General features: G+C 71.6%; 18 protein-coding genes. 11 read left to right on the forward strand and 7 right to left on the reverse strand.

Translation table 11 applies throughout. The features are described from left to right. Positions 1 to 18 precede the first annotated feature (18 nt). Together CA12_RS22320 and CA12_RS21310 are read right to left on the reverse strand one after the other, a co-directional pair. Entirely contained in the window at positions 19 to 1146 is a 1128-nt protein-coding gene (locus CA12_RS22320; RefSeq protein WP_165700915.1) for an NAD(P)/FAD-dependent oxidoreductase, read from the reverse strand. Next, entirely contained in the window at positions 1143 to 1928 is a 786-nt protein-coding gene (locus tag CA12_RS21310; RefSeq protein ID WP_207622067.1) for a methyltransferase domain-containing protein, read from the reverse strand. Before CA12_RS21310 ends, CA12_RS22320 begins: the two co-directional genes overlap by 4 nt. 194 nt (positions 1929 to 2122) lie before the next feature. On the opposite strand from CA12_RS21310, the gene CA12_RS21315 reads away from it, so the two are divergent. Then, a complete protein-coding gene (locus CA12_RS21315; RefSeq protein ID WP_207622068.1) occupies positions 2123 to 2521 on the forward strand; it encodes a hypothetical protein in 399 nt (132 codons plus the stop codon). Between the two features lie 31 nt (positions 2522 to 2552). Next, positions 2553 to 2957: a hypothetical protein gene (locus CA12_RS21320; RefSeq protein ID WP_145361129.1), complete on the forward strand. Its 405-nt coding sequence runs from the start codon at positions 2553 to 2555 to the stop codon at positions 2955 to 2957. An 87-nt stretch (positions 2958 to 3044) separates the two neighbouring features. On the opposite strand, the gene CA12_RS21325 is transcribed toward CA12_RS21320, so the two are convergent. Both CA12_RS21325 and CA12_RS21330 read right to left on the reverse strand, forming a co-directional pair. Next, complete coding sequence (locus CA12_RS21325; protein ID WP_145361130.1) at positions 3045 to 3857, reverse strand: 23S rRNA (guanosine(2251)-2'-O)-methyltransferase RlmB; 813 nt, start codon at positions 3855 to 3857, stop codon at positions 3045 to 3047. Positions 3858 to 3953: 96 nt separating this feature from the next. Then, positions 3954 to 4325: a PH domain-containing protein gene (locus CA12_RS21330; RefSeq protein ID WP_145361131.1), complete on the reverse strand. Its 372-nt coding sequence runs from the start codon at positions 4323 to 4325 to the stop codon at positions 3954 to 3956. A gap of 192 nt (positions 4326 to 4517) precedes the next feature. Between CA12_RS21330 and CA12_RS21335 the strand changes: the two genes are divergently transcribed. From CA12_RS21335 to CA12_RS21350, 4 genes are all read left to right on the forward strand, one after another. Continuing rightward, positions 4518 to 5270, forward strand: a complete 753-nt coding sequence (locus CA12_RS21335; RefSeq protein WP_145361132.1) for a DUF6655 family protein — start codon at positions 4518 to 4520, stop codon at positions 5268 to 5270. After that, positions 5267 to 5944, forward strand: a complete 678-nt coding sequence (locus tag CA12_RS21340) for a hypothetical protein (protein WP_145361133.1) — start codon at positions 5267 to 5269, stop codon at positions 5942 to 5944. Before CA12_RS21335 ends, CA12_RS21340 begins: the two co-directional genes overlap by 4 nt. A 71-nt stretch (positions 5945 to 6015) precedes the next feature. After that, positions 6016 to 7041, forward strand: coding sequence for an ABC transporter ATP-binding protein (locus tag CA12_RS21345; protein WP_145361134.1), 1026 nt, complete (start codon positions 6016 to 6018; stop codon positions 7039 to 7041). Positions 7042 to 7142: 101 nt separating this feature from the next. Then, a complete protein-coding gene (locus tag CA12_RS21350) occupies positions 7143 to 8546 on the forward strand; it encodes an ABC transporter permease (protein ID WP_145361135.1) in 1404 nt (467 codons plus the stop codon). Here CA12_RS21350 and CA12_RS21355 read toward each other — a convergent pair. Continuing rightward, entirely contained in the window at positions 8543 to 10849 is a 2307-nt protein-coding gene (locus CA12_RS21355) for a hypothetical protein (RefSeq protein ID WP_145361136.1), read from the reverse strand. The genes CA12_RS21350 and CA12_RS21355 overlap by 4 nt on opposite strands. Before the next feature lie 108 nt (positions 10850 to 10957). On the opposite strand from CA12_RS21355, the gene CA12_RS21360 reads away from it, so the two are divergent. The 4 genes from CA12_RS21360 to CA12_RS21375 all read left to right on the forward strand — a co-directional run bounded on the left by CA12_RS21360 (position 10958) and on the right by CA12_RS21375 (position 16684). Next, positions 10958 to 13543: a PSD1 and planctomycete cytochrome C domain-containing protein gene (locus CA12_RS21360; RefSeq protein WP_145361137.1), complete on the forward strand. Its 2586-nt coding sequence runs from the start codon at positions 10958 to 10960 to the stop codon at positions 13541 to 13543. An 8-nt stretch (positions 13544 to 13551) separates the two neighbouring features. Then, positions 13552 to 15024: a DUF1501 domain-containing protein gene (locus CA12_RS21365; protein WP_242688071.1), complete on the forward strand. Its 1473-nt coding sequence runs from the start codon at positions 13552 to 13554 to the stop codon at positions 15022 to 15024. 86 nt (positions 15025 to 15110) lie between these two features. Next, entirely contained in the window at positions 15111 to 16322 is a 1212-nt protein-coding gene (locus CA12_RS21370) for an endonuclease/exonuclease/phosphatase family protein (protein WP_145361139.1), read from the forward strand. Then, entirely contained in the window at positions 16319 to 16684 is a 366-nt protein-coding gene (locus tag CA12_RS21375; protein ID WP_145361140.1) for a cupin domain-containing protein, read from the forward strand. The genes CA12_RS21370 and CA12_RS21375 overlap by 4 nt, the downstream gene beginning before the upstream one ends. Positions 16685 to 16715: 31 nt before the next feature. Here CA12_RS21375 and CA12_RS21380 read toward each other — a convergent pair whose 3' ends face one another. Then, complete coding sequence (locus CA12_RS21380; protein WP_165700916.1) at positions 16716 to 17027, reverse strand: putative signal transducing protein; 312 nt, start codon at positions 17025 to 17027, stop codon at positions 16716 to 16718. A gap of 153 nt (positions 17028 to 17180) precedes the next feature. Between CA12_RS21380 and CA12_RS21385 the strand changes: the two genes are divergently transcribed. Then, positions 17181 to 18713 (forward strand): cytochrome P450, encoded by a 1533-nt coding sequence (locus CA12_RS21385; RefSeq protein WP_242688073.1) that lies wholly within the window; start codon positions 17181 to 17183, stop codon positions 18711 to 18713. Positions 18714 to 18818: 105 nt separating this feature from the next. Here the strand turns inward: CA12_RS21385 and dusB are convergent, their stop codons facing one another. After that, on the reverse strand, positions 18819 to 19958 hold the full coding sequence (gene dusB, locus CA12_RS21390; RefSeq protein WP_145361142.1) for a tRNA dihydrouridine synthase DusB: 1140 nt from the start codon (positions 19956 to 19958) through the stop codon (positions 18819 to 18821). Positions 19959 to 19994 lie beyond the last annotated feature (36 nt).

Below are 19994 nucleotides of genomic sequence, written 5' to 3' on the forward strand. Positions count from 1 at the left end.
TTCAAGAGAGCGGCTCACTCACCCCGCCAGGTGTCGCACCAGCGGCCGAGCGAGGCCCGGAGCCCGATTGAGCGCCGCGGCGGCGACGGTCGCGGCCAGCGGCGTGCGGGCGGCGACGGCGACGGCCCGGCACCAGCCCTTCCGGCGGCCGACCCGCCGTTGGTATATGCGCCGCCACTGCGCCTCGGCGGCGGCGTCGCCGTTGAGGAGGGCGTCGATCGGGTCCGCGGCGGCCCGGGCGGAGGCGAGCGCCCAGCCCATGCCCTCGCCGGTGAACGGTTCGACATAGCCGGCCGCGTCGCCGACGAGGAACACCCCGTCCGCGGCCACGTCGCCGGCGGTGCGGGTCAGCGGCGGGGTGCCGGTCCAGTCGGCGTCCGCCATCCCCTTCGCCACCGGAAAGCCGGCCGCCTGGAAGATCGCCGCCGACGCCGCCCCCGGTCCGCCACACTCCTTCAGGAAGGCCAGGTCGTAAGCCCCGGCGAGGTTCAACTCGCCCCCCTCCGTGACCGTCGCCCCCACATAACCGCCCGCGGCGACGGCCATGTGAATCGTGCCGGGGCCGAAGAACGCGGCGTCGAACGCCCCCCGCGCGAGTTCGCACCCCGCCCCCACCCGGCTGCCGGGGCGGACGGCGGAGGCGAGCGATTCGAAGCCCCGTCCCGCTCCCGGCAATCCGCAGGCGAGCGCCACCGCCCCAGCCCGCAGCGTGCCGGCGTGTGCGCCCTTCAACGTCAGCGTGCGGTCCGAACCGAGGGTCGCCCCCGCCCCGTACAGAACGACGGCGCCCGCGGCGACGGCCGCGTCGGCGAGGGCGGCGTCGAACCGGCTCCGCGACAAGGCGAAGCCGCCGACCGTCTGCACGAACGCCGCCCGCGGCGCCCGGTCCTTCGCTTCGACGCCCAGACGGAAGCCGGTCTGCGGGATCGCCCCGGACTGCTCCAGTAGACCGTCCAGCCCCGCGGCGGTCAGTTCGCGGACGGCGTGGCCGCTCAGGCAGGCGCCGCAGACCTTGCGACGGGGAAAGGTGGCTCGTTCGATCAGGACCACCGACCGCCCCCGCAACGCCAGTTCGCGGGCCAGCACGGAGCCCGCCGGGCCGGCGCCGACGATCGCCACGTCGCAACGGTTCGGCGGGGCGCTCACGTCGCGGCCCCGTCGGCGGGCTGCTGCCAGACGAACAGGAACCGCTGCGGCCAGACGGTGCGGATCTCGTAGCCGGAGAGCCCCGCGGCGTCGGCGACCCGGCGGAACTCCTCGATGGTGAAGGCTGCCCGCACGCTCTGCGGCCCGTCGTAATGCACCACCGGACTGCGGGAGAGCGCCCGGCAGGCGACATGGGCCATCGCCAGTCCCAGCCGCGTGCGGCGGAGGTCGGAGATCACCACGGCGTTCGCGGCCGCGGCCATGTTGCGCAGTACGCGGGGGGCGTCGTCGTCTTCGAGGTGATGCAGAAACAGGCTGCTGACGGCGGCGTCGTAGCGTTCGCCGCCCGGGTCCGGGAGGCTTGGCGCCGGCAGCGGACCGGCGAGGGCGTCGGCCTCGCGGAATTCTGCGTCGAGCCCGGCCTCCAGCGCCAGTTGGTTCGCCGCGGCGACGGCCACTGGCGAAAGGTCGCACCCGTCGACCTCGACGGTGCGACGGAGCAGAATCGACAGTCGCTGCGCCAACGCGACGGCCCCGTCGCCGCCCCCGCAGGCGACGTCCAGCACCCGCGGAGTGCGGACGGCGGGAACGGCACTGAGGATCGGCTGGAGCGCCCTCGCCAGCGACGCCGTCGTACCGCTGACGGCGTTGAGCCGCCGCAACCCGGTGAGGGCGGCCCGGTGGGCAGCGGGATCGAGGCCCGGATCGTCCATCACCTCCGGTTCGACCCGCCGCACGGCGAGCGGGGCGGTCGGAGCGGGGGAGGTGGGGGCGGTCGGCACGGCGTCATCGTACGATCCGACGCGGACGAAACGCACGGGCGCGTACGCCAAAGCCCGGCCGCACGCCCGGCGCGTTATCCTGCGGTCGTCCGCCACCGCCGCCCAGTCCCGGCGGGCGTTTACCCCCGTCACCCCCGACACATTGTGGGACAAACAGTGGTTTGGCTTTAAATAGAGCTTGAAGGAGAGGTTTGTTGAGTCCTACAGAGCTTCGTGATCGGCTCGTCGGCATCTTTCCAGCACTGGCGACGGAATTCTCCACATCGCTCTTTCGCGAGCCTGACGGAACGCTCCCTTTCTGTGGCATTCTTGCGGAGTGCAGTCACTATGTGCGCGACCACATTGACGAGCTACTGCCATATCAGTTGGGCCGACTCGGCACCTTGGTTTCCGAGAGCATGATTGTCAGGGGGACAGAACTCGACGAAGCGGCGGCGACGTGCTTTCTTGAGAACCTTGCGTTCGAACGTGGTGCGGAAAAACTCACGCCGTTCCTCTCAGGCAATGCAGCGAGCTTCCTCGAGCAGTTCGGCGCGGCCGAACGCCGGTTGCAGGGCTCGTGGGACCGGGCATCATTTCATTCTTCTGGCTAATTGTGGGTCCACGCCCCCGAACCTCTCATTTATGTTGCACCAGCCCGCCGGCCCCGTCCCCGTCCCCGTAGTGGCGCTGCGGCTTGGTCAGTGCGAGTGCCGCAACGACCTTGAGTGCCGATTCCTCGAGCGCCTCGACGACCGCGCGAACTGCGGCGGCTCGTACGCCGATTCATGGTCGCACACGACGGACCACGCGCTGATCGCTATCTCGCTTGTACGAGACAACTGCGTGTACCGCGACCTGCGGGCCGACTTTCTTGGCGACCGCCTGCTGGTCGGATACGACGAGACGCACCAGTTCGGCACGCCGCTGGACGCTGCCCGACCTGGCGTGACGGAGGTCGTCCTGCCAACGCCGGAGGCGATGGCCGAAGCCGCTGCCGACTGGTTCGAGCGTGAACTCGCCGCGGACGCCGCCGCGCGTGCAACATAACGTTCTTACGTTATGCAGTTCTGCACGGCGGGTTCGGGCGGTGCCGGCGAACCAGGGGCCGAGCGTTGGGGCGGCCGGTCCGCCCAGTCAGGCGGGCGGCTTCTCCGGCAGGGGCCGCGACAGCGCCGCGAGGATCGCGCCGCAGGCGACGGCGGCGTTCAGGCTGGTGACGGGGCCGACGTTGCCCGGACCCGGGGGGAGTTGGCAGACCTCGTCGCACAGGTCCAGCGTGCGGCGGCGCAGGCCCTTCTCCTCCCCGCCGATCACGACCAGCCAGGGGCGGTCGCGGTCCACGTCGAAGGCGGAGCCGGAGGGCGTGCTCGCCGCCTCGCCGAGGATGCCGGCGTGCTCGCTGGTACCCAGCGTCCACAGGCCGGCGTCCTTCGCGTTGGAGAGGGCGGCGGCGAGATTCGTGGGGGCGGCGTGCGGCACCGCTTCGACCCCGCCACAGGCCACGTCGTAGGCGGCGGCGGTCAGCGGGGCGGATTGGTCGCGGGTGAACACCACGCCCCGCACCCCGAAGAACGCGGCGCTGCGGAAAATCGCCCCCAAATTGTGCACGTCCTGGATCCGGTCCAGCGCGAGCCACAGACCCGGTTCGTTTTGCTTCACCCCGGCGAAGAGTTGCCCCAGGCTGACGGCCGGCTTGGGAGCGACGTTCGCCTCGCCGCCGCCGCCGCGGGCGTCGCGGTCCGGCGGACCGCCGCGGCGCTGGCGACGCCCGCCGCCCGAGCGCGGGGCCGCGTCGACCAGGGGCACACCGGCCTCGTAGGCGGCGTCCAGCACGGCGGCCCACGCCGGCGAGGGGCGGCCGGCGGGCGGGGAGACGGACGTGACCGACCCGGGCCGCAGCCGCAGGGCGGCCAGTACACTGTGGGGATTACGCAGGGAGAGGCTCATCGCCGGGACCTTAGCCGATTCGGCCCGCGGCGGCAGCGGACCGCCGCTCAGCGTGCCGAATGCTTCACGCGTCCGGGACGCGATCTTTCGGGGGCCTCACAGCACGTGGGCGGCCAGCAGGCGGGCGACGTCGTCCTCGCCCCCGGACGGGAACTTCCAGACGAACGGCTCCGTCGCCCCCCGCACCCAGACCTTCACGTCGCTGTCGAGGTCCGCCCGGCCGGCGGTTTCGACGCTGAACATCGTGACCTGCTTGTAGGGCAGCGACAGATACTCCCGCTTCTTGCCCGTCACCCCCTGCTTGTCCACCAGCACGATGCGGCGGTCGGTGAACACGATCAGGTCGCGGACCAGCTTGAAGGCCTTTTCGATACTCTCCTGTGGGGCGAGCAGCGACTGGAACTCGGCCTCGATCGCTTCGGTGTCGGCTTCGCCGGCGTGACCGAGCAGCGTGCTGAACAGACCCATGAGGGGACGGCGGTGGGGGGTACGCGGGGGAGAAGGCCCCCACCCTAACGACCGCGGCCGCCCGTCGGTTCACCCGGCGCCGGGCGCCTTCGGCCGGGCGATTCGGTTCGGAACCGATCTTGCAGTGCGCGGTCGCTGCGGCCTAAGCCCCGAGCACGCTCGCTTCGCTGACCGTTCATCCGGGATCTCCTCATGCGTTCCACGGCCCCCGCCGCGGCCTGCGCCGCCGCCGTCCTGTTGCTGACGGGGACCGGGTGCGCCACGACGCGTAGCTCCGACACCGCCCGCACGGCGATGGAGCAGTTGCTCGTCTCCGACGCGATCGACCGCAGCATCTCGAAGATCGACCTGCGGCCGCTCGCCGGCAAGAACGTGTTCGTCGATTCGCAGTACTTGGACTGCGTCGACAAGGGCTATCTGATCAGCAGCATCCGGCACCGGGTGATGACCTCCGGCGCCCGCCTGGCAGCCAAGGCCGAGGAAGCGGACGTGATCGCCGAACTTCGCAGCGGCGGCGTCGGCACCGACCGTCAGCAAAGCTACATCGGTACTCCCAACATCTCCCTGCCCGGCATTGCCCCGGTCGAGATTCCCGAGGTCAAACTCTGGACCCGCGATCGGCAGATGGCCACCGCGAAGATCGGGCTGGCCCTCTACGACGCCAAAACCCGTCAGCCGCTGGGTTCCGGCGGCATGAGCCTCGCCCGCAGCGACGACAACAACACCTACCTGATGGGCATCGGCCCCTGGCAGAACGGCACGGTGAAGGAGTCCATCTCCGTCGGCGAACGCACCGGGCGGCCGATCAATCCGCTCCCGTATCAAGTGGCCGTCAACGCCCCGCCCGCCGACAGTTCCCCCGTGCGACTGGCCGAGGCGAACGAGGACGAGGCGAAGCCGGTCCCCGCCGACGCCACGGCCGACCTATTCGAAACCGAACCGTGACCGTCGCGGAGACGCCCGGTCGCCTCTCGCCGGCGGAGTGGCGCCGGCGGGCGCTGCACATGAGCCCCGGCCTGTTGCCGGTGATCCTGTGGTTCGTGCCGCACCGGGTGCCGATCTCCCCGATCCTGCGGGGGATCCTGCTGGCGGCGTTCGCGGCGCTGACCGCGACCGCCTGGTTCCGCTGGCGGGAAGTACGACGGTCCGACGGCGAGGACGCATCGTTCAACGGCCGCTTCGCCAGCGTGTTCGGCTACGCCGGCGGGGTGTTGCTGACCCTGTTCGCCTTCCCCGACCGGCCGGAGTGCGGGTTCGCGGTGCTGGGGGTGCTGGCCTTCGGCGACGGCTCCGCCACCCTGTTCGGCAAGCTGGCGGCCGGCTCCCGCTGGCACGCCCGCCTGCCTTGGAACCGGGAGAAGTCTTGGGTCGGGCTGATTGCGTTCGTCCTCTGCGGCACGACCGGGGCGGCGCTGCTGTACCGGGGGGAATCGTTGAACCTCGAAGCCGTCACCCCCCCGGCGAGTTGGGGCGTGGCCTTCCTCGTCGGCCTGAGCGGCGCCCTGCCGGCGGGGCTGTGGGAGAGCGCCCGCAGCCGGATCAACGACAACGTCCGCGTCGCCCTCGCGGCGGCGCTCGGCGTGCTGACCGCCCACGCGGTCCGTGTCGGCGGATTCTGACCGACCGAGACGCCGGGCTCGCGGGGTCCGGCGGGGTCGCCGAACGCGGCGGACGGGCGTAGGTTCCCGCCGTGCCCACCGCGCTCGCCCCGCCGCCCGCCAGCCCGTCCGCCGCGGAGCCCGCTGCCGGGGAGGCCGCCCTGCGGTTGAGGAACCTCCGTAAGTCGTACGGGGACCTCACCGCCGTGGCGGACGTGAGCCTGGAGGTCGCCCCCGGGGAGATCTTCGGCCTGCTCGGCCCGAACGGGGCCGGCAAATCGACCACCATGATGATCGCCTGCGGCGTGCTGCCGGCGGACGGGGGGACGGTGGAGCTCAGCGGCGAGATCCTCTCTCCCGACCGCCGCGACCTGCGGCGCCGGCTGGGCGTCGTACCGCAGGATCTGGCGATCTACCCGGAACTGACCGCCCGCCAGAACCTGCGGTTCTTCGGGCGCCTGTACGGTCTGGGGGGCACGGAGCTCAACGACCGTGTCGCCGACGCCCTGGAACGTACCGGACTGACGAACCGGGCGGACGACCGCGCGGAGCACTACAGCGGCGGGATGAAGCGCCGTTTGAACTTCGGCTGCGCCCTGCTCCACCGGCCGAGCGTGCTGATCCTCGACGAACCGACCGTCGGCGTGGACCCCCAGAGCCGGGCTCACCTGCTATCCAGCGTGAAGGACGTGGCCGCCGAGGGCGCCGCCGTCGTGTACGCCAGCCACTACATGGAGGAGGTCGAGGAGATCTGCGACCGGGTCGCGGTGATCGACGCCGGCCGGGTGCTGGCGGCGGGCACGATCCCGGACCTGCTGGCCCCGCTGGAGAGCGTCTTGCGGCTGCACGTCACCCCGCCGCCGGGCGATCCGGACGGAGCCACGCTGCTGCCGCCGGCGTTCGCGGGGCTGTTCGACGTCGTCGCCCAGCCGAGCGGCGTGCTGACGTACGCCCTGCCCCGAAGCCGGTTGAACCGCGACACCACGCTCTCCGGCGTGCTCGCCCCGGTGCTGGAGCACGTCAAGGGGGCCGGCGGCCGGCTGGACGCGGTCCATACCGACGAGCCGGACCTCGAACGCCTGTTCCTCAAGCTCACCGGGAACACCCTGCGAGATTAGCCAGGGAGGCTGAAGGGGTGAGGAGGGAGGGGCGAAGCGGCTCGCCCGAGGCGCTCCCCCGGCCCCTTCCTCCTCCCCCCTCCCTCCTCCCCTGACGGCCTATGTCCGCCCTCGTCATCACCGCGAAGGATCTTCTGCTGCTGGTCCGCGACCGGCGGACGGCGGCGATGTTGCTGATCCTGCCCCTGTCCTTCATCGCGATCATCGGACTGACGACCGGCCGGTTGCCTGGACTGGGCGGGGCGGCCCCGGCGGTGCGCGTCGTGGTGGCGGACGCCATCGATTACGACGCGATCGGCGCCGGCGGCTTCGAGGACCCGCCGGACGCCCCGCCCGCGCCGGACCTGCTGCCCTCCCCGGCGTTCCCCCCGGCCGAAGCCGCCGCGGAGCGCACGAAGGCCCATAACACCGTCGCGGAGGTGCTGGAAGGATTGAACGCCAAGGAGGTCGGCGGCATCCGGGCGGACACGCCGGAGCATTGGGCGACGATTCTCGACGACCACCTGGCCGGCTCCCTGCCCGACGACCCGGCCGAGGCCGCCCGGGCACTGGTCGATCGCGGGCTGGTGGATCAGGCGGTGATCTTCGGGCCGAGCTTCTACCGTCGGGCCTACACCGTCGACGCGGACGCGCTGTTCGGCTCGAACGAGGGCCCGCTGGCGAACGGCAACCTCGCCCCGTTGGACGTGACGCTCTACAGCGGCGACGAGGAGGAGCCCTCCGGCGGCATCCGGCTGGCGGTCGCCGGGCTGGTGATCCCGCGGCTGGGCCGCCTGCTGATCTGCCGCAACCCCCGGGCCGCGACGGCCCTGCCCGGCGCCTGCGACCGCATCGCCGCGGAGGCGAACGCCCCGCCGCGGGAGATCCCGCTGTCGACGCCCCCCGCCGGCGGGGGCGTGGTCTCGAACGTCTACGACGAGATCGTCCCCGGCTACACCGTCATGTTCGTGTTCTTCCTGGTGAACCTGATGGCCCGCAGCTTCCTGTACGAACGGGACCTGGGCACCCTCCGCCGCCTGCGGACGACTCCGGTGCGGCCGACGTCGATCCTCATCGGCAAGACGCTGCCCTTCTACCTGATCTCGCTCGCCCAGACGGCGATCCTGTTCCTGACGGGCAAGGCCCTGTTCGGGATGGAATGGGGCCCGCGGCCGTGGTTGCTGCTCCCGATCGTGTTGGCGTGCAGCGCCGCGGCGACCGGGCTGGGGCTGCTCGTGGCCACGCTGGTGGACAGCGAGGCGCAGGTTTCCGCCTACGCCACCAGCACGGTGATCCTGCTGGCCGGCATCAGCGGGTGTTTCATGCCGCGGGACTGGCTGCCGGAAAGCGTGCAGACGCTGAGCCTCGCGACGCCCCACGCCTGGGCCCTCATCGGCTACGACCAGGTGCTCGCCACGCCCCGACCGGACGCCGGCCGGGTGTTTGAATGCGCCGGGGCCCTGTGCGCCTTCGCCGCGGTGTTCCTGGCGCTGGGCGCGTGGCGGTTCGGTCGGCGTACGGTTTAGTCGGCGTCGCTCTGTGCGACCCGTTGCCAGCGCTCGGCGGTCGCGGTTTGCAGACCCCGCCGCCCCCACTGCACGTCCAGCACGGGGCCTTTCTCCGGCGTGCGGCCGGTGAGGACGAACGTGTGCCGGCCCGGTTCGAGCCAAACCGGCACGCACCGCCACGCCTTTGCGGCGGCGGAGGCCTCCGACGGCTCCATCATCGCCGGGGCCGGCTCGCCGTCGACGGCGATCGTCACGCCGCAGTTCGTCTTCAAGGCGAGACAATGCAGCCCCGTCTCCGTCGCCGTCACGACCGCGGTGAGGGTGAAGTTCGCCTCCGCCGGCGCCCCCGCCTTCGCCAACCACCCGGCCGGCAGGCCGTTGGCGAGGGGGACCGGCTCCCCGTCCGCCCACCGCAGCGCCGGGCCGTCGAGCAGTTCGACCTCCTCCGCGACCGTCGCCACCCGGTTCGGCGGGGGGACGATCGTGAGGTGCAGTGGTGCCGCCCGCACCGGCGTGCCGGGCTCGCCGTCGTCTCCGGCCGGCGTCGCTTCCGCCCGCAGCGTGACCGGGCCGAGGCCGAGGGGGCGGGTGTCGAGCCATGCGGTCGTCTGTCTCGCGACCTCTGGTCCGGAGGCGCTGAACTGCGAGCCCGGCAGTTCGGCCAACTCGTCCGAGCCGTGAAAGAAAGCCGCCCGGCCGTGCCGGTCGCCCCGCGTGACCACTGGGACGCTCAGCGGTTCGCCCCACGTCGCCTCGGTCGTCCCGGGCGCGAGTTCGAGGATGACGCGTTCTGCCGCATTCCGGGTGAACGCCCCCCGCACCGCCCGGCCGCGGCTCTGGGCGGGGTCCGCGGCGACGGCCACGGCGGCGAACTGGTGGGCACCGTCCGGCAGGTCGGTCGTGTCCCAGTTGAACGGCTGCCCCGGCGGGAGCACGGCAATGCGTTTCCCGTCGACGTATAGCTCCCAACCGGCGAGCGGCACCGGGTTCCCCTCCCCGTCCGCGGCGCCGAGAGTGATCGGGACGACGCCGCTCAGCGGTTCTTCCCTGCTGCTCTCCGGCATCCCCAACGTCACGATCGGCCGGCGGGCGTAGGGGTTGCTCAGGGGGTCGCCGACCGTGAGGTACTGATACGGGCCGGAGACGCTGCGGAGAACCGCCTCCGCCAGCGTCAGGCCGCGGAGGCGGTGGAGATGCACGAACGGGGACGGGAACTTGAACGGCACCGCATAGGGTTCGTGCACCGTGCCGCCGGAGGCCGCGGCGCCGAACCGCAGCCAGTCGACCGCCGTCACCTGCCCGTGGGCCCGCTCGGACAGCACGGCCCCCCAACTGGTGAGGTTGTCCGCGAAGGCCCCGGGGGCGAAGCCGACGTCGGCAATCGTCCAGTCCATCGGCTTCACCCCGGGCAATCCGGCGGTCAGACCGACGAGCGCCCGCTCCCGCCGCGGCAGGGCGGTCGTGACGATCTCCGCCCGCACGTCGAGGCCCCGCGCGGCGGCCTCGGCCTCGATCCCCGCGACGGCGGCGGCGAACTGCGGTTGGCGGGTCGTGCTGCGGACGTCCTTCGTCTCGCAGAAGATCACCGCCCCCGCCGGCCGCGTGCCGTCGGCCGCGGCGGCGGTTCGCAGGCGGTCGACGACCTCCTCCAGCGTTTCGCCCCGGCCGGTGGTCACGCCGAGGACCGTGCTGAGCAGGTACCGCCGGCCCGGCCCAATCGTCGGTTTGCGGTCGGCGCCGAAGCCGAGCGCCCGCCGGAACCCGACCGTCGCGGGGGCGACGACGGTGCCCTCCGCGTCCCGCTCCGGCCCGGCGAACGCGGCGTTGGCGTTGGGGGCGAGGTACTCCGCGGCCCGCTTCTGCAGGACCGGTTCGTAGAGCGTCGTCAGCCCGGTCAGGGAGCCGTAGGGGGTGAAGATCTTGTGCGGCGCCGGGCTCTCGCCGAGGACCTCTGCGGTCAGATCTTCGGACAGGCGGATCTTGGTCGGGATCGCCGTGCTGTAAGCGATTGCGTCGAGTTGCGGGGCGAGGCCGCGGTCGTTCGCCCCCGTTAAGACCGGCGTCAGGATGCGGTCACGGAAGGTGCCGACGTCGGTCGCCTCCCAGTCCGGCAGGTCGTGCAGCGTGACGACCGCCACGTTCGCGAGGCCCCGGGCGGCGATGTAGTGATTCGCCGCCGTGCGGGAGGCGAGGCTGTCGCCGTTCACCACCAGCACGACGTTCTCCGGCCCCAGATCCGCCCGGGCGACCGCGGCGACGCAGCAGGCCGCCGCCGTCAGCAGAACGCGAACCCGGCAGAGACGTTCGATGCGATTCCCCATGCCTTCAGACTAGCGAGATCGTCCCTGGCGGGAGCGTTCACCGATGTGTCGGGGGGTGAGCCACGGTAGAATGCCCGCCCCGCCCGGCCCGTCCCCCGGACCGACCCCATGCCCGCCCCGCGCCCGATTTTGACCTCCCTCCCGTCACTCGCCGCGGCGACCGTCTGCCTGTCGCTGACGCTCGGCGCGGCGCACGCGGCCGATTCGGCGCCGGATCCGGCGGCGGTGGAGCACTTCGAGAGGCACATTCGCCCGCTGCTGGCCAAGCGGTGCTTTGAGTGCCACGGGGCGGAGAAACAGCAGGGCGGCGTGCGGCTGGACCGGCGGGCGACGGCGTTCTCCATCGAGGAACTGAGCACCGGCGCCCCCGCCATCGCGGCCGGCAATCCGGCCGGCAGCCGGTTGATCGAGGTGCTGGCCCACGGCGACTACGACACCGGCATGCCCCCCACCGGCAAGATGCGGGACGAGGAGATCGCCCTGCTGACGAACTGGGTCGAACGCGGCGCCGTCTGGCCGGAGGACTCCCCGACGCCCGCCGAGGGCGAGGCCGTCGACCTCACGCAGCACTGGTCCTTCCAGCCGGTGACCCATCCGGCGGTGCCCGACGCCCCGGGCGCCACGCCGATCGACCGGTTCCTCAACGCCAAGCTGGCCGCCGCCGGGGCGACCGCGGCCCCGGAGGCCGACCGCCGCACGCTGATCCGCCGGGCCTACCTCGACCTGCTCGGGCTGCCGCCGACCTGGGAGGAACTGCAAAGCGCCCTCGCCGACGAATCGCCCGATTGGTGGCCGCGGCTGGTTGACCGCCTGCTGGCCGACCCGCGACTCGGCCCCCGCTGGGCCCGGCACTGGCTGGACGTGGCCCGCTACGCGGACACCAAGGGCTACGTCTTCACCGAGTCGATCGAGTACCCCTTCGCCTGGACCTACCGCGACTACGTCAGCCGATCGTTCAACGACGACAAGCCGTTCGATCAGTTCGTGACGGAGCAGCTCGCCGCCGATCGGCTGGGCCTGCCGGAGAACGCTCCGGAACTGGCGGCGCTGGGGTTCCTCACGCTGGGCGACCGCTTCCGCAACGACGGCATCCTCATCGCCGACGACCAGGTGGACGTCACCTCCCGCGGCCTGCTGGGGCTGACGGTCGCCTGCGCCCGCTGTCACGACCATAAGTTCGACCCGATTCCGACGGAGGACTACTACGCCCTGTTCGGCGTGTTCCGCAGCAGCGAGGACCGGGAGGAACTGCCGCGGATCGGCGAACCGGCCGACACGCCGGAGGTGCGGGCCTTCCTCGCCCAACGGGGCGAACTGGAAGCCGCCGCCGCCGCGGAGCAGGCGAAGCAGACCGAGGCGATCGTCGCCGACCTGCGGGCGAAGTTCGGTCAGTACCTCGCCGCCGGGGCGGAGCTGATGCCGGGGGACGACCCGCGTCGCAAGGCCCTGCGGGACGCGGCGGTCCGGCACTTCCGCGACACGCTGAAGCGGCTCAAGGAGGACGACGCTCAGTTGGGCGAGTGGGTCCGCCTGCAAAAGCAGGGGAAAGACGCCGACGCGGAGGCCGTCGCCGCCCTGATCGAACGGTTCGACGCCCCGCAGGCCGACGCGGCCCTCGCGGCGGCGGATCAGTACGCCGTCGTGCCGGAGGGGCAGTTCGTGCCCTTCGCCAATCAGGCGGAGCGGAACGCCCACCGCAACGCGGTGAAGAAGCTGGAGACGTTCATCGCCGACAGTCCGCACGCCCCGGCCCGGGCGCAGGCGTTGAAGGACGCCGATCGCCGGGAGCGGAACACCGTGTTCCTCCGCGGCGACCGCGGACGGCGGGGAAAAGAGGTTGTGCCGCACGCCGTGCCGTCAATCCTCACTGAGGGGGAGTTGGTCGAACTGACGGCGGACCCCAACTCCGCCAGCGGGACGAGCGGGCGGCGGGAACTGGCGGCGGCGATCGTCGATCCGCGGAACCCGCTCACGGCCCGGGTGATCGTGAACCGGGTGTGGGCCTGGCACTTCGGCACCGGCATCGTCGCCACGCCCAGCGACTTCGGACTGCAGGGCGAACCGCCCTCGCACCCGGAACTGCTGGACTGGCTGGCGACGGAGTTCGTCGCCAACGGCTGGAGCCTGAAATGGCTGCACCGCCAGATCGCTCTCACCGACGCCTACCGCCGCACCGCCGGGCCGGCCGCGGGCTCGGAGATCGACCCCGGCAACCGCCTGCTGGCCCACTTCCCCCGCCGCCGGCTCGCGCTGGAAGCGTGGCGGGACAGCGTGCTGGCCGCCGCCGGGGCGCTCGATCAGGACGCGACCGGCCGCCCGGTCGAGGCGTTTGCGGAACAGCCCGTGAACGTCCGCACGATCCGTGCGCGGGTGAACCGGAATGACCTGCCGGGCGTGCTGCGGAACTTCGACTTCCCCGCCCCGGACTCCAGCGCCGCCGCCCGGACCGAAACCGCGGTACCCCAGCAGGCGTTGTACGCCCTCAACGGCCCGCACCTGTCGGCCTGGGCCGCCGCGTTGGCGCAGCAGACCGGACCGGACGCGGGCGCCCTGTACCGCCGCGTGCTGCTCCGCGAGCCGACCGCTGACGAACGCACCCGGGCCGAGGCCTACCTCGCCGCCGGCGGGGCCGATGCCCCGGCGCTGCTGGCGCAGGCTTTGCTGATGAGTAACGAGTTCGCCTTCCTCGAATGAATCACCCCATGTTCGCCCCCGCGTTCGCCACCGGCGCGCCGCTGTCCCGTCGCCAGATGCTCGTCCGGGCCGGGACCGGCCTGGGCATGGTCGGCCTCGCGGCGACGCTGGCCCAGGACGCCCCGGCGTTCGTCCGGGAACGCGGCGGAGCCGGCGCCGTGGGCGGGCTCGGCAGCCTGCCGCACCATCCGCCTAAGGCGAAGGCGGTCATTCACTTGTTCATGAACGGCGGGCTGTCGCACGTCGATTCGTTCGATCCGAAGCCGGAACTGACGAAATACGACGGCAAGAGCCTGCCGATCGAACTGCGGACCGAACGGAAGACGGGGGCCGCGTTCGCTAGCCAGTACAAGTTCACGCAGTACGGCGAGAGCGGGCTGCCGGTCAGCGAGATGTTCCCGCACGTCGGGGCTCACGCCGACGACCTGTGTTTGCTGCGGGGCATGCACGCGGACGTGCCCAACCACGAGCCGTCCCTGATGCTGATGAACACCGGCGACGGCCGGTTGGCCCGGCCGGCGTTCGGCAGCTGGCTGACGTACGGCCTCGGCAGCGAGAACCACAACCTGCCGGGTTACATCGTGCTCTGCCCGAACGGCTACCCGACCGCCGGCGCCGCCAACTGGCGGAGCGGCTTCCTGCCCGGCGTGCACGCCGGCACCCACGTCAATCCCCGCCACACGGAGGTGGAGAAGCTCGTCGAGCACGTCCGCCCCCGGCTCGCCCCGCGGGAACAGGAAGCCCAGCTCGATCTGCTGCGGGCGATGAACGCGGAGCACGCGGCCCGGGCCGCCGCGACCGCCGGCGCCGACGCGAAGCTGGAAGCCCGGATCCAGAGCTTCGAAACCGCCTACCGGATGCAGGGCGACGCCGCGGAGGCGTTCGACCTGTCCAAGGAGCCGAAGGAGGTCCGGGAGCTCTACGGCCTGGACGAGAAGGAAACGGCCCTGCACGGCCGGATGTGTCTGCTCGCCCGCCGTTTGGTGGAGCGGGGCGTCCGCTGCGTCCAGCTGTATCACGGCCAGGGCCAACCGTGGGACCACCACGACGACATCGTGCCCCGCCACATGGAGCTGGCGAAGCAGTGCGACAAACCGCACGCCGCGCTGCTGACGGACCTCAAGCGGCTCGGATTGCTGGACGAAACGCTGGTGATGTGCGGCGGGGAGTTCGGCCGCACGCCCGTCGTGGAGCTGCCCACGCCGGGCTCGAACGCCGGCAAGGTGAACGGCCGCGACCACAACCACCACGGCTTCACCGTCTGGATGGCGGGCGGCGGCGTGAAGGGCGGCCACGTCCACGGGGCGACCGACGAGTTCGGCTTCGCCGCCGTGGAGGGCCGCACCCACGTCCACGACCTGCACGCCACGATGCTGCATCTGATGGGCGTGGACCACGAACGCCTCACCTACCGCCACGCCGGCCGGGACTTCCGCCTGACGGACGTGCACGGGCACGTGGTGACGGACATTCTCGCCTGAGGCGGCCGGGCGACGGCGGACGTGGCCGATTCGCCACGCAGGCCGCCCAGCCGTGCGGTCGGCAGGACTGATTGCCCGCGGCGGGAATGTTGACCGGCGAAGCGTTCGCCCCGAGCGGGAAGGCGGGGGCGGTCGGTATCGTGGCGGCTCTCGCCATGCCGATCGCCGCCCTCCGCCCGCCGCTGCCCGAAACCGCCCCGCGTCCGCGGAACGGCTCGGCGTCCCGTCCCGCTGAGCCGCCCTCCGCCGCGTCGGTCGCGGGAGGAACGGCAACAGGGGCGAAGCGAACGGTCTCGCGGCTCCGCCGTGGGGCGTTCGGGACGCTCGCCGTGGCGTTCGCCCTGCTGATCGTCGTCGGGATCGCCCTGCGGCTGACGGTCCGCGATGGCTTCACTCTGCTAGCCCCGCTGTTCTACGCCCTTAGCGTGCCGTCTCTGGTCGTCCTCACACTTGCGGCGGTGCTGACCGGGGCGCTGGCGCGGGGATTACGGGTGACGGTCAAGCGGGTTGCGGCGTTCGCAGCGTTCGCCCTGCTGGCGGCGGCGAACGCGGCGATCTTTCTCTCGCCGGACGCTTCGTTCGACGACCGCCCGCGGGTCGTGGTTTGGAACGTGGCCCGCGGCGCCGCGGGGTGGGAGGGCGTGGCCGACGCGCTGGCGGCGCAGCGTCCGACGCTCGCCGTGCTGATTGAAAGCGGCGAGGACGACGTCGCCGACGCCCTCTGGCAGGAGCGGTTCGGCGGCCAGTATTTCGTCGCCCGGCCGGGGGGAGGGATCACAGTGCTCTCCCGCGGGCCCGTCAGTTCGGTGGAGCTCGTCAATCTTCCGGGCGAAGGCGACGGTCGCGCGGTGCGGTTGATGACGTCGTTGGGGGCCGAACGGATTGCGGTGCTGGCGGTCGATGTGGTTTCGAATCCCAGGATCGACCGCGGCCCCTCGATTCGCCGCGTCGTTCACTTGGCCCGGGAGTCCGCCGCCGAGCGGCCGACGCTGGTCGCCGGGGACTTCAACACCCCGCCGGACAGCGTGCACTTCGACGCCCTGCGGCAGGCCGGCTTCATCCATGCCTTCGAACGCCACGGCAGCGGATACGCCGCCACCTGGCCGGTGCCGGCCCCGGTGCTGCACGTCGATCACCTCTGGCTGAGCCCCGGATTCGACACGGGCGAGGTCTCCCACGGTTGGACCGCCCGCAGCGATCATCGCCCTGTACTGGCGCCGACCCGCGTGGCGCCGGAGAAACACGCCGCCTACCAGTCCGCACTTCGCTCCCTCCCCGCCCCGTCCAATCCCGAATGACCCAGCCGCGTGCGGAGAAGGTGTCGCTGCCGGACCTGCCGGGCGTGCCCTGCCCCTGCGGGACGGCCCGCCGGGCGTTCGCCGACGCCGCCGACTTCCCGGCGACGGTGCACCTGACGACGATCTCCGCCGACGCGGAGACGCATCACCACCAGCAGCAGACCGAGGTGTACGTGATCCTCGAATGCGGCCCCGACGCGGCGCTGGAACTGGACGGGGAGCGCCTGCCGGTCAAACCGCTGGACGCGATCCGCATCCCGCCCGGCGTGCGGCACCGGGCGGTCGGGGCGATGCGCGTGCTGATCGTGTGCAGCCCGAAGTTCGACCCGGCGGACGAGTTCGTCGAACTTCGCTCGACCTAAGCCGGACGCATGCGTCCGGCATAGCCACTGTCTACTCCTCTTCGCGGTAGGGGTGGAGGCGGTGGTCCTCCTCGATTTCCGCCCGCATTTCGCGGATCAGACGGGAGGCGACCTCGGCGTCGTGCTCGCGGACCCAGAGCTTCGGTTCGGTCCGGCTGCCCAGCGGGATGCCGCCGCCGCCCACGCCGGAGCCGGGCTGCACGACGTTGCAGGGAATGCCGGCCTCGTTGAGGGCCGCGGCGAGACCGCTGGCTTCGGCGTCGTCGCCGCAGCTGGCCACCTCGACGATTTCCTCGTCGTCGGACGGGTTCCAGGCGGGCGCGGGGGAGTCTGGAGTGTTCATCGCCGTATCGTAACCGACTAACCCGTCGCTTTGCCCGTACCACATCGGCAGACTGGGGGGAGTGAACGGGGCGGGCGTTGACCGACGGGGGCGGGATGCACTACTCCTTCATAGAAGTCCCTTTTCCGGTCCGTTTGCGCCTGGACGCGCCCCATGCAGCCCCACGCGAACCACGCCGGCTGTCCGTTCGCCGCCGCCGCCGCCGCCGCTGCTGTCGGCGGGGCCGGCGGCGACGCCGAACCGACCGCCGCCCCGTCGATCCCGATGGCGCCGCCCGCGGGCAAGCCCATCACGTTGGGCGACCTGCGCGAGTTCCCGGCCGATCCCGCCGCCTGCATGATGCGGCTGTACAGGAAGCACGGGTCGCTGGCCCAGTTGCGCGCCGAGGACGGAATGTCGCTGACGTTCGTCTTCAGCCCGGAGCTGAACCGGACGGTCCTGAGCGACGGCAAGCGCTTTCACAGCAAGTTCTTCGCCATCCGCGGCAGCCGCCGGAGCGCCCAGCGCCGCGTCACCAGCGGCCTGCTGACGATGAACGGCGCCGACCACAAACGGCATCGCCGGATGGTCATGGAGCCGTTCTCCAAGCGGATCATGCCGGCCTACCACGAGGCGATCTGCGACCTCACCGCCGACCTGCTGAACGACTGGACGCCCGGCGGCGCGATCGATCTCCACGAGGAGATGAACGGCTACATGCGGAAGCTGACCAGCGCCATCCTGTTCGGTCTGGACGACCCGGAGCTGGCCTACCGCACCGGCGAGAAGATCGACCGCTGGGTTCATCTGAACCACAACACCGGCCTGGGGGCGCTGGTCTCCGACGCCGGCTACCTGGAGAGCTACGACGAGCTGCTCGACCTCGCCGAGAGCCTCGAGGGGGACATCGAAGCGATGATCAAGGCCCGCCGCGGCCGCCCCCCCGGCCGCGACGTGCTGAGCATCCTGATCGACGCCGCGGAGCAGGACCCCGAGGGCGGCGGCATCACGGACTCGGAACTGATCGGCCACGTCACGCTGTTATTCGGAGCGGCCCACCTGACGACCGCCCACAGTCTGACCTGGACGCTGTTCCTGCTCGCTCAGCACCCGGAGATCGCCCGGACCCTCGCGCGGGAAGTCGCCGCGGGCGTGGCCGGCGACGCCGCCACCCCTGGCGAGGCGGACGCCCTGCCCCTGCTGGACCAGGTCATCAAGGAATCGATGCGCTGCCTGCCGGCCAGCGGCTACAGCCAGCGGTTGACGGCGGAGACGGTTGAACTCGGCCCGCTGACGTTGGCGCCCGGCTCGACGGTCATCTTCAGTCAGTACGTCACGCACCACCTGCCGGAACTTTACGCCGACCCGATGCGGTTCACGCCGGAGCGGTGGGAGGACCTCAAGCCGCCCTCCTACGGCTACATCCCCTTCGGCAGCGGCCCGCGGCTCTGCCTGGGGGCGATGCTGGCGACGACCGTGTTGAAGACGGTCATCCCCAGCGTGCTGAAGCGCTACCGGCTCTCCTGCGTGACCGACAGCACGGTGAACGCCAAGATCGTCTCCACGATGCTCGGCCCCACCACGACCGTGCCGATGGAAGTCCACCCCGCCGACGGCCTTTGGCAGCACCGCCCGGTGCACGGCAACGTCAACACGCTGGTGGACCTGTCGCACACCCACGCCCAGCCGCTGCGCAAAGCGGCGTAGGGGGGGAATTTCCAAGGCACAAGAAATCAAGAACCAAATCTCGGCTTCGCCGCACTGACGTATTGCTTCTTGATTTCTTGGTGCTTGGAACTTCCGCGAAGCGGCTCACCAGCGTTCGACCGGCCCCTTGGGCACCGGGACGTGCATGTCCGGCAGCAGGCCGGTGCGGGTGAGTTGGCCGACGGGGCCCTCGTCCCACACCCGTTGCAGGGCGGCTTCGAACTCCGCCCGGGTCTTGGCCTGCTGAACGACGCCGCGCAGTTCGGCCCGGACCTTCATCGCCTTCAGGTACCAGTGGGCCATCTTGCGGAACCGGGGCACGGCCCGCTCCTCGCCGTGGCGGTCGCACAGGTCGCCGAACTGCCGTTTGAGCAGGTCCATCCGGTCCGCGAACGACCCCGGCGGGTCGAACCGGCCAGTCGTTTCCCACTGAATCAGTTGGCGGAAGATCCACGGGTTCGCCAGGGCCCCGCGGCCGACGCTCACGCCGTCGCAGCCGGTCTCCTTCAGCATGCGGTCCGCGTCGGCGACGGTGCGGACGTCGCCGTTGCCGATGACCGGGATGCTTCGCACCGCGTCGCAGACCGCGGCGATCCCCGGCAGGCTGATCGTGCCGCTGAACCCCTGCGCCCGGGTGCGGCCGTGGATCATCACCGCAGTCACGCCGCAGTCCTCGAACCGCCGGGCGAAGGTGGGGGCGGTGAGCCGCGAATCGTCCCAGCCCAGCCGCATCTTGACGGTCACGGGCACGCTCACGGCCTGCACCACGGCGGTCACCAGATCGGTCGTGCGGCGGGTGTCCTGCATCAGCTTCGAGCCGGCCCCCGTCTTGCAGACGCGGTCCACCGGGCAGCCCATGTTGATGTCGATCGAATCGACGCCGCGGCCCTCGACCAGCTTGGCGGCCTCGCTCATCAGGTGGGCGTCGTTCCCGAACAACTGCACGGCGAACGGTGAGTCGCCGGGGCCGGTCTCGATCAGTTCGAGGCTCTTCACGCTCCCTTCCAACAGCCCCCGGGCGTTGACGAGGTCCGTCGTCCCCAGCCCCACCCCGCCCAACGACCGTGCGATGCGGCGGAACTCCAAATTCGTGAACCCGGCCAGCGGCGAGAGCAGCCAGCGCGTCGGTAGTTCGAGCGACCCGAAATGGAGCGTCTGAGGAGAGCGCTCCCCCGGGTTCGCCGTCGCCGGTAGGCGGCGTGCGTCCGGGGTGCGGGTCGGCGTCGGGGCGATCGTCGCGGTCATGGGGCGATCATACGGAAAGAACCGCGACCGTCAGGG

Source organism: Alienimonas californiensis, assembly GCF_007743815.1.
Classification (GTDB): domain Bacteria; phylum Planctomycetota; class Planctomycetia; order Planctomycetales; family Planctomycetaceae; genus Alienimonas; species Alienimonas californiensis.

Coding starts and splice junctions, on each gene's coding strand:
- CA12_RS21365 (WP_242688071.1), top strand. CDS start 13,552: ATGTTCGCCCCCGCGTTCGCCACCGGCGCGCCGCTGTCCCGTCGCCAG.
- CA12_RS21325 (WP_145361130.1), bottom strand. CDS start 3,857: ATGAGCCTCTCCCTGCGTAATCCCCACAGTGTACTGGCCGCCCTGCGG.
- CA12_RS21350 (WP_145361135.1), top strand. CDS start 7,143: ATGTCCGCCCTCGTCATCACCGCGAAGGATCTTCTGCTGCTGGTCCGC.
- CA12_RS21370 (WP_145361139.1), top strand. CDS start 15,111: ATGTTGACCGGCGAAGCGTTCGCCCCGAGCGGGAAGGCGGGGGCGGTC.
- CA12_RS21385 (WP_242688073.1), top strand. CDS start 17,181: ATGCAGCCCCACGCGAACCACGCCGGCTGTCCGTTCGCCGCCGCCGCC.
- CA12_RS21380 (WP_165700916.1), bottom strand. CDS start 17,027: ATGAACACTCCAGACTCCCCCGCGCCCGCCTGGAACCCGTCCGACGAC.
- CA12_RS21335 (WP_145361132.1), top strand. CDS start 4,518: ATGCGTTCCACGGCCCCCGCCGCGGCCTGCGCCGCCGCCGTCCTGTTG.
- CA12_RS21360 (WP_145361137.1), top strand. CDS start 10,958: ATGCCCGCCCCGCGCCCGATTTTGACCTCCCTCCCGTCACTCGCCGCG.
- CA12_RS21320 (WP_145361129.1), top strand. CDS start 2,553: ATGTTGCACCAGCCCGCCGGCCCCGTCCCCGTCCCCGTAGTGGCGCTG.
- CA12_RS21355 (WP_145361136.1), bottom strand. CDS start 10,849: ATGGGGAATCGCATCGAACGTCTCTGCCGGGTTCGCGTTCTGCTGACG.
- CA12_RS21330 (WP_145361131.1), bottom strand. CDS start 4,325: ATGGGTCTGTTCAGCACGCTGCTCGGTCACGCCGGCGAAGCCGACACC.
- CA12_RS21375 (WP_145361140.1), top strand. CDS start 16,319: ATGACCCAGCCGCGTGCGGAGAAGGTGTCGCTGCCGGACCTGCCGGGC.
- dusB (WP_145361142.1), bottom strand. CDS start 19,958: ATGACCGCGACGATCGCCCCGACGCCGACCCGCACCCCGGACGCACGC.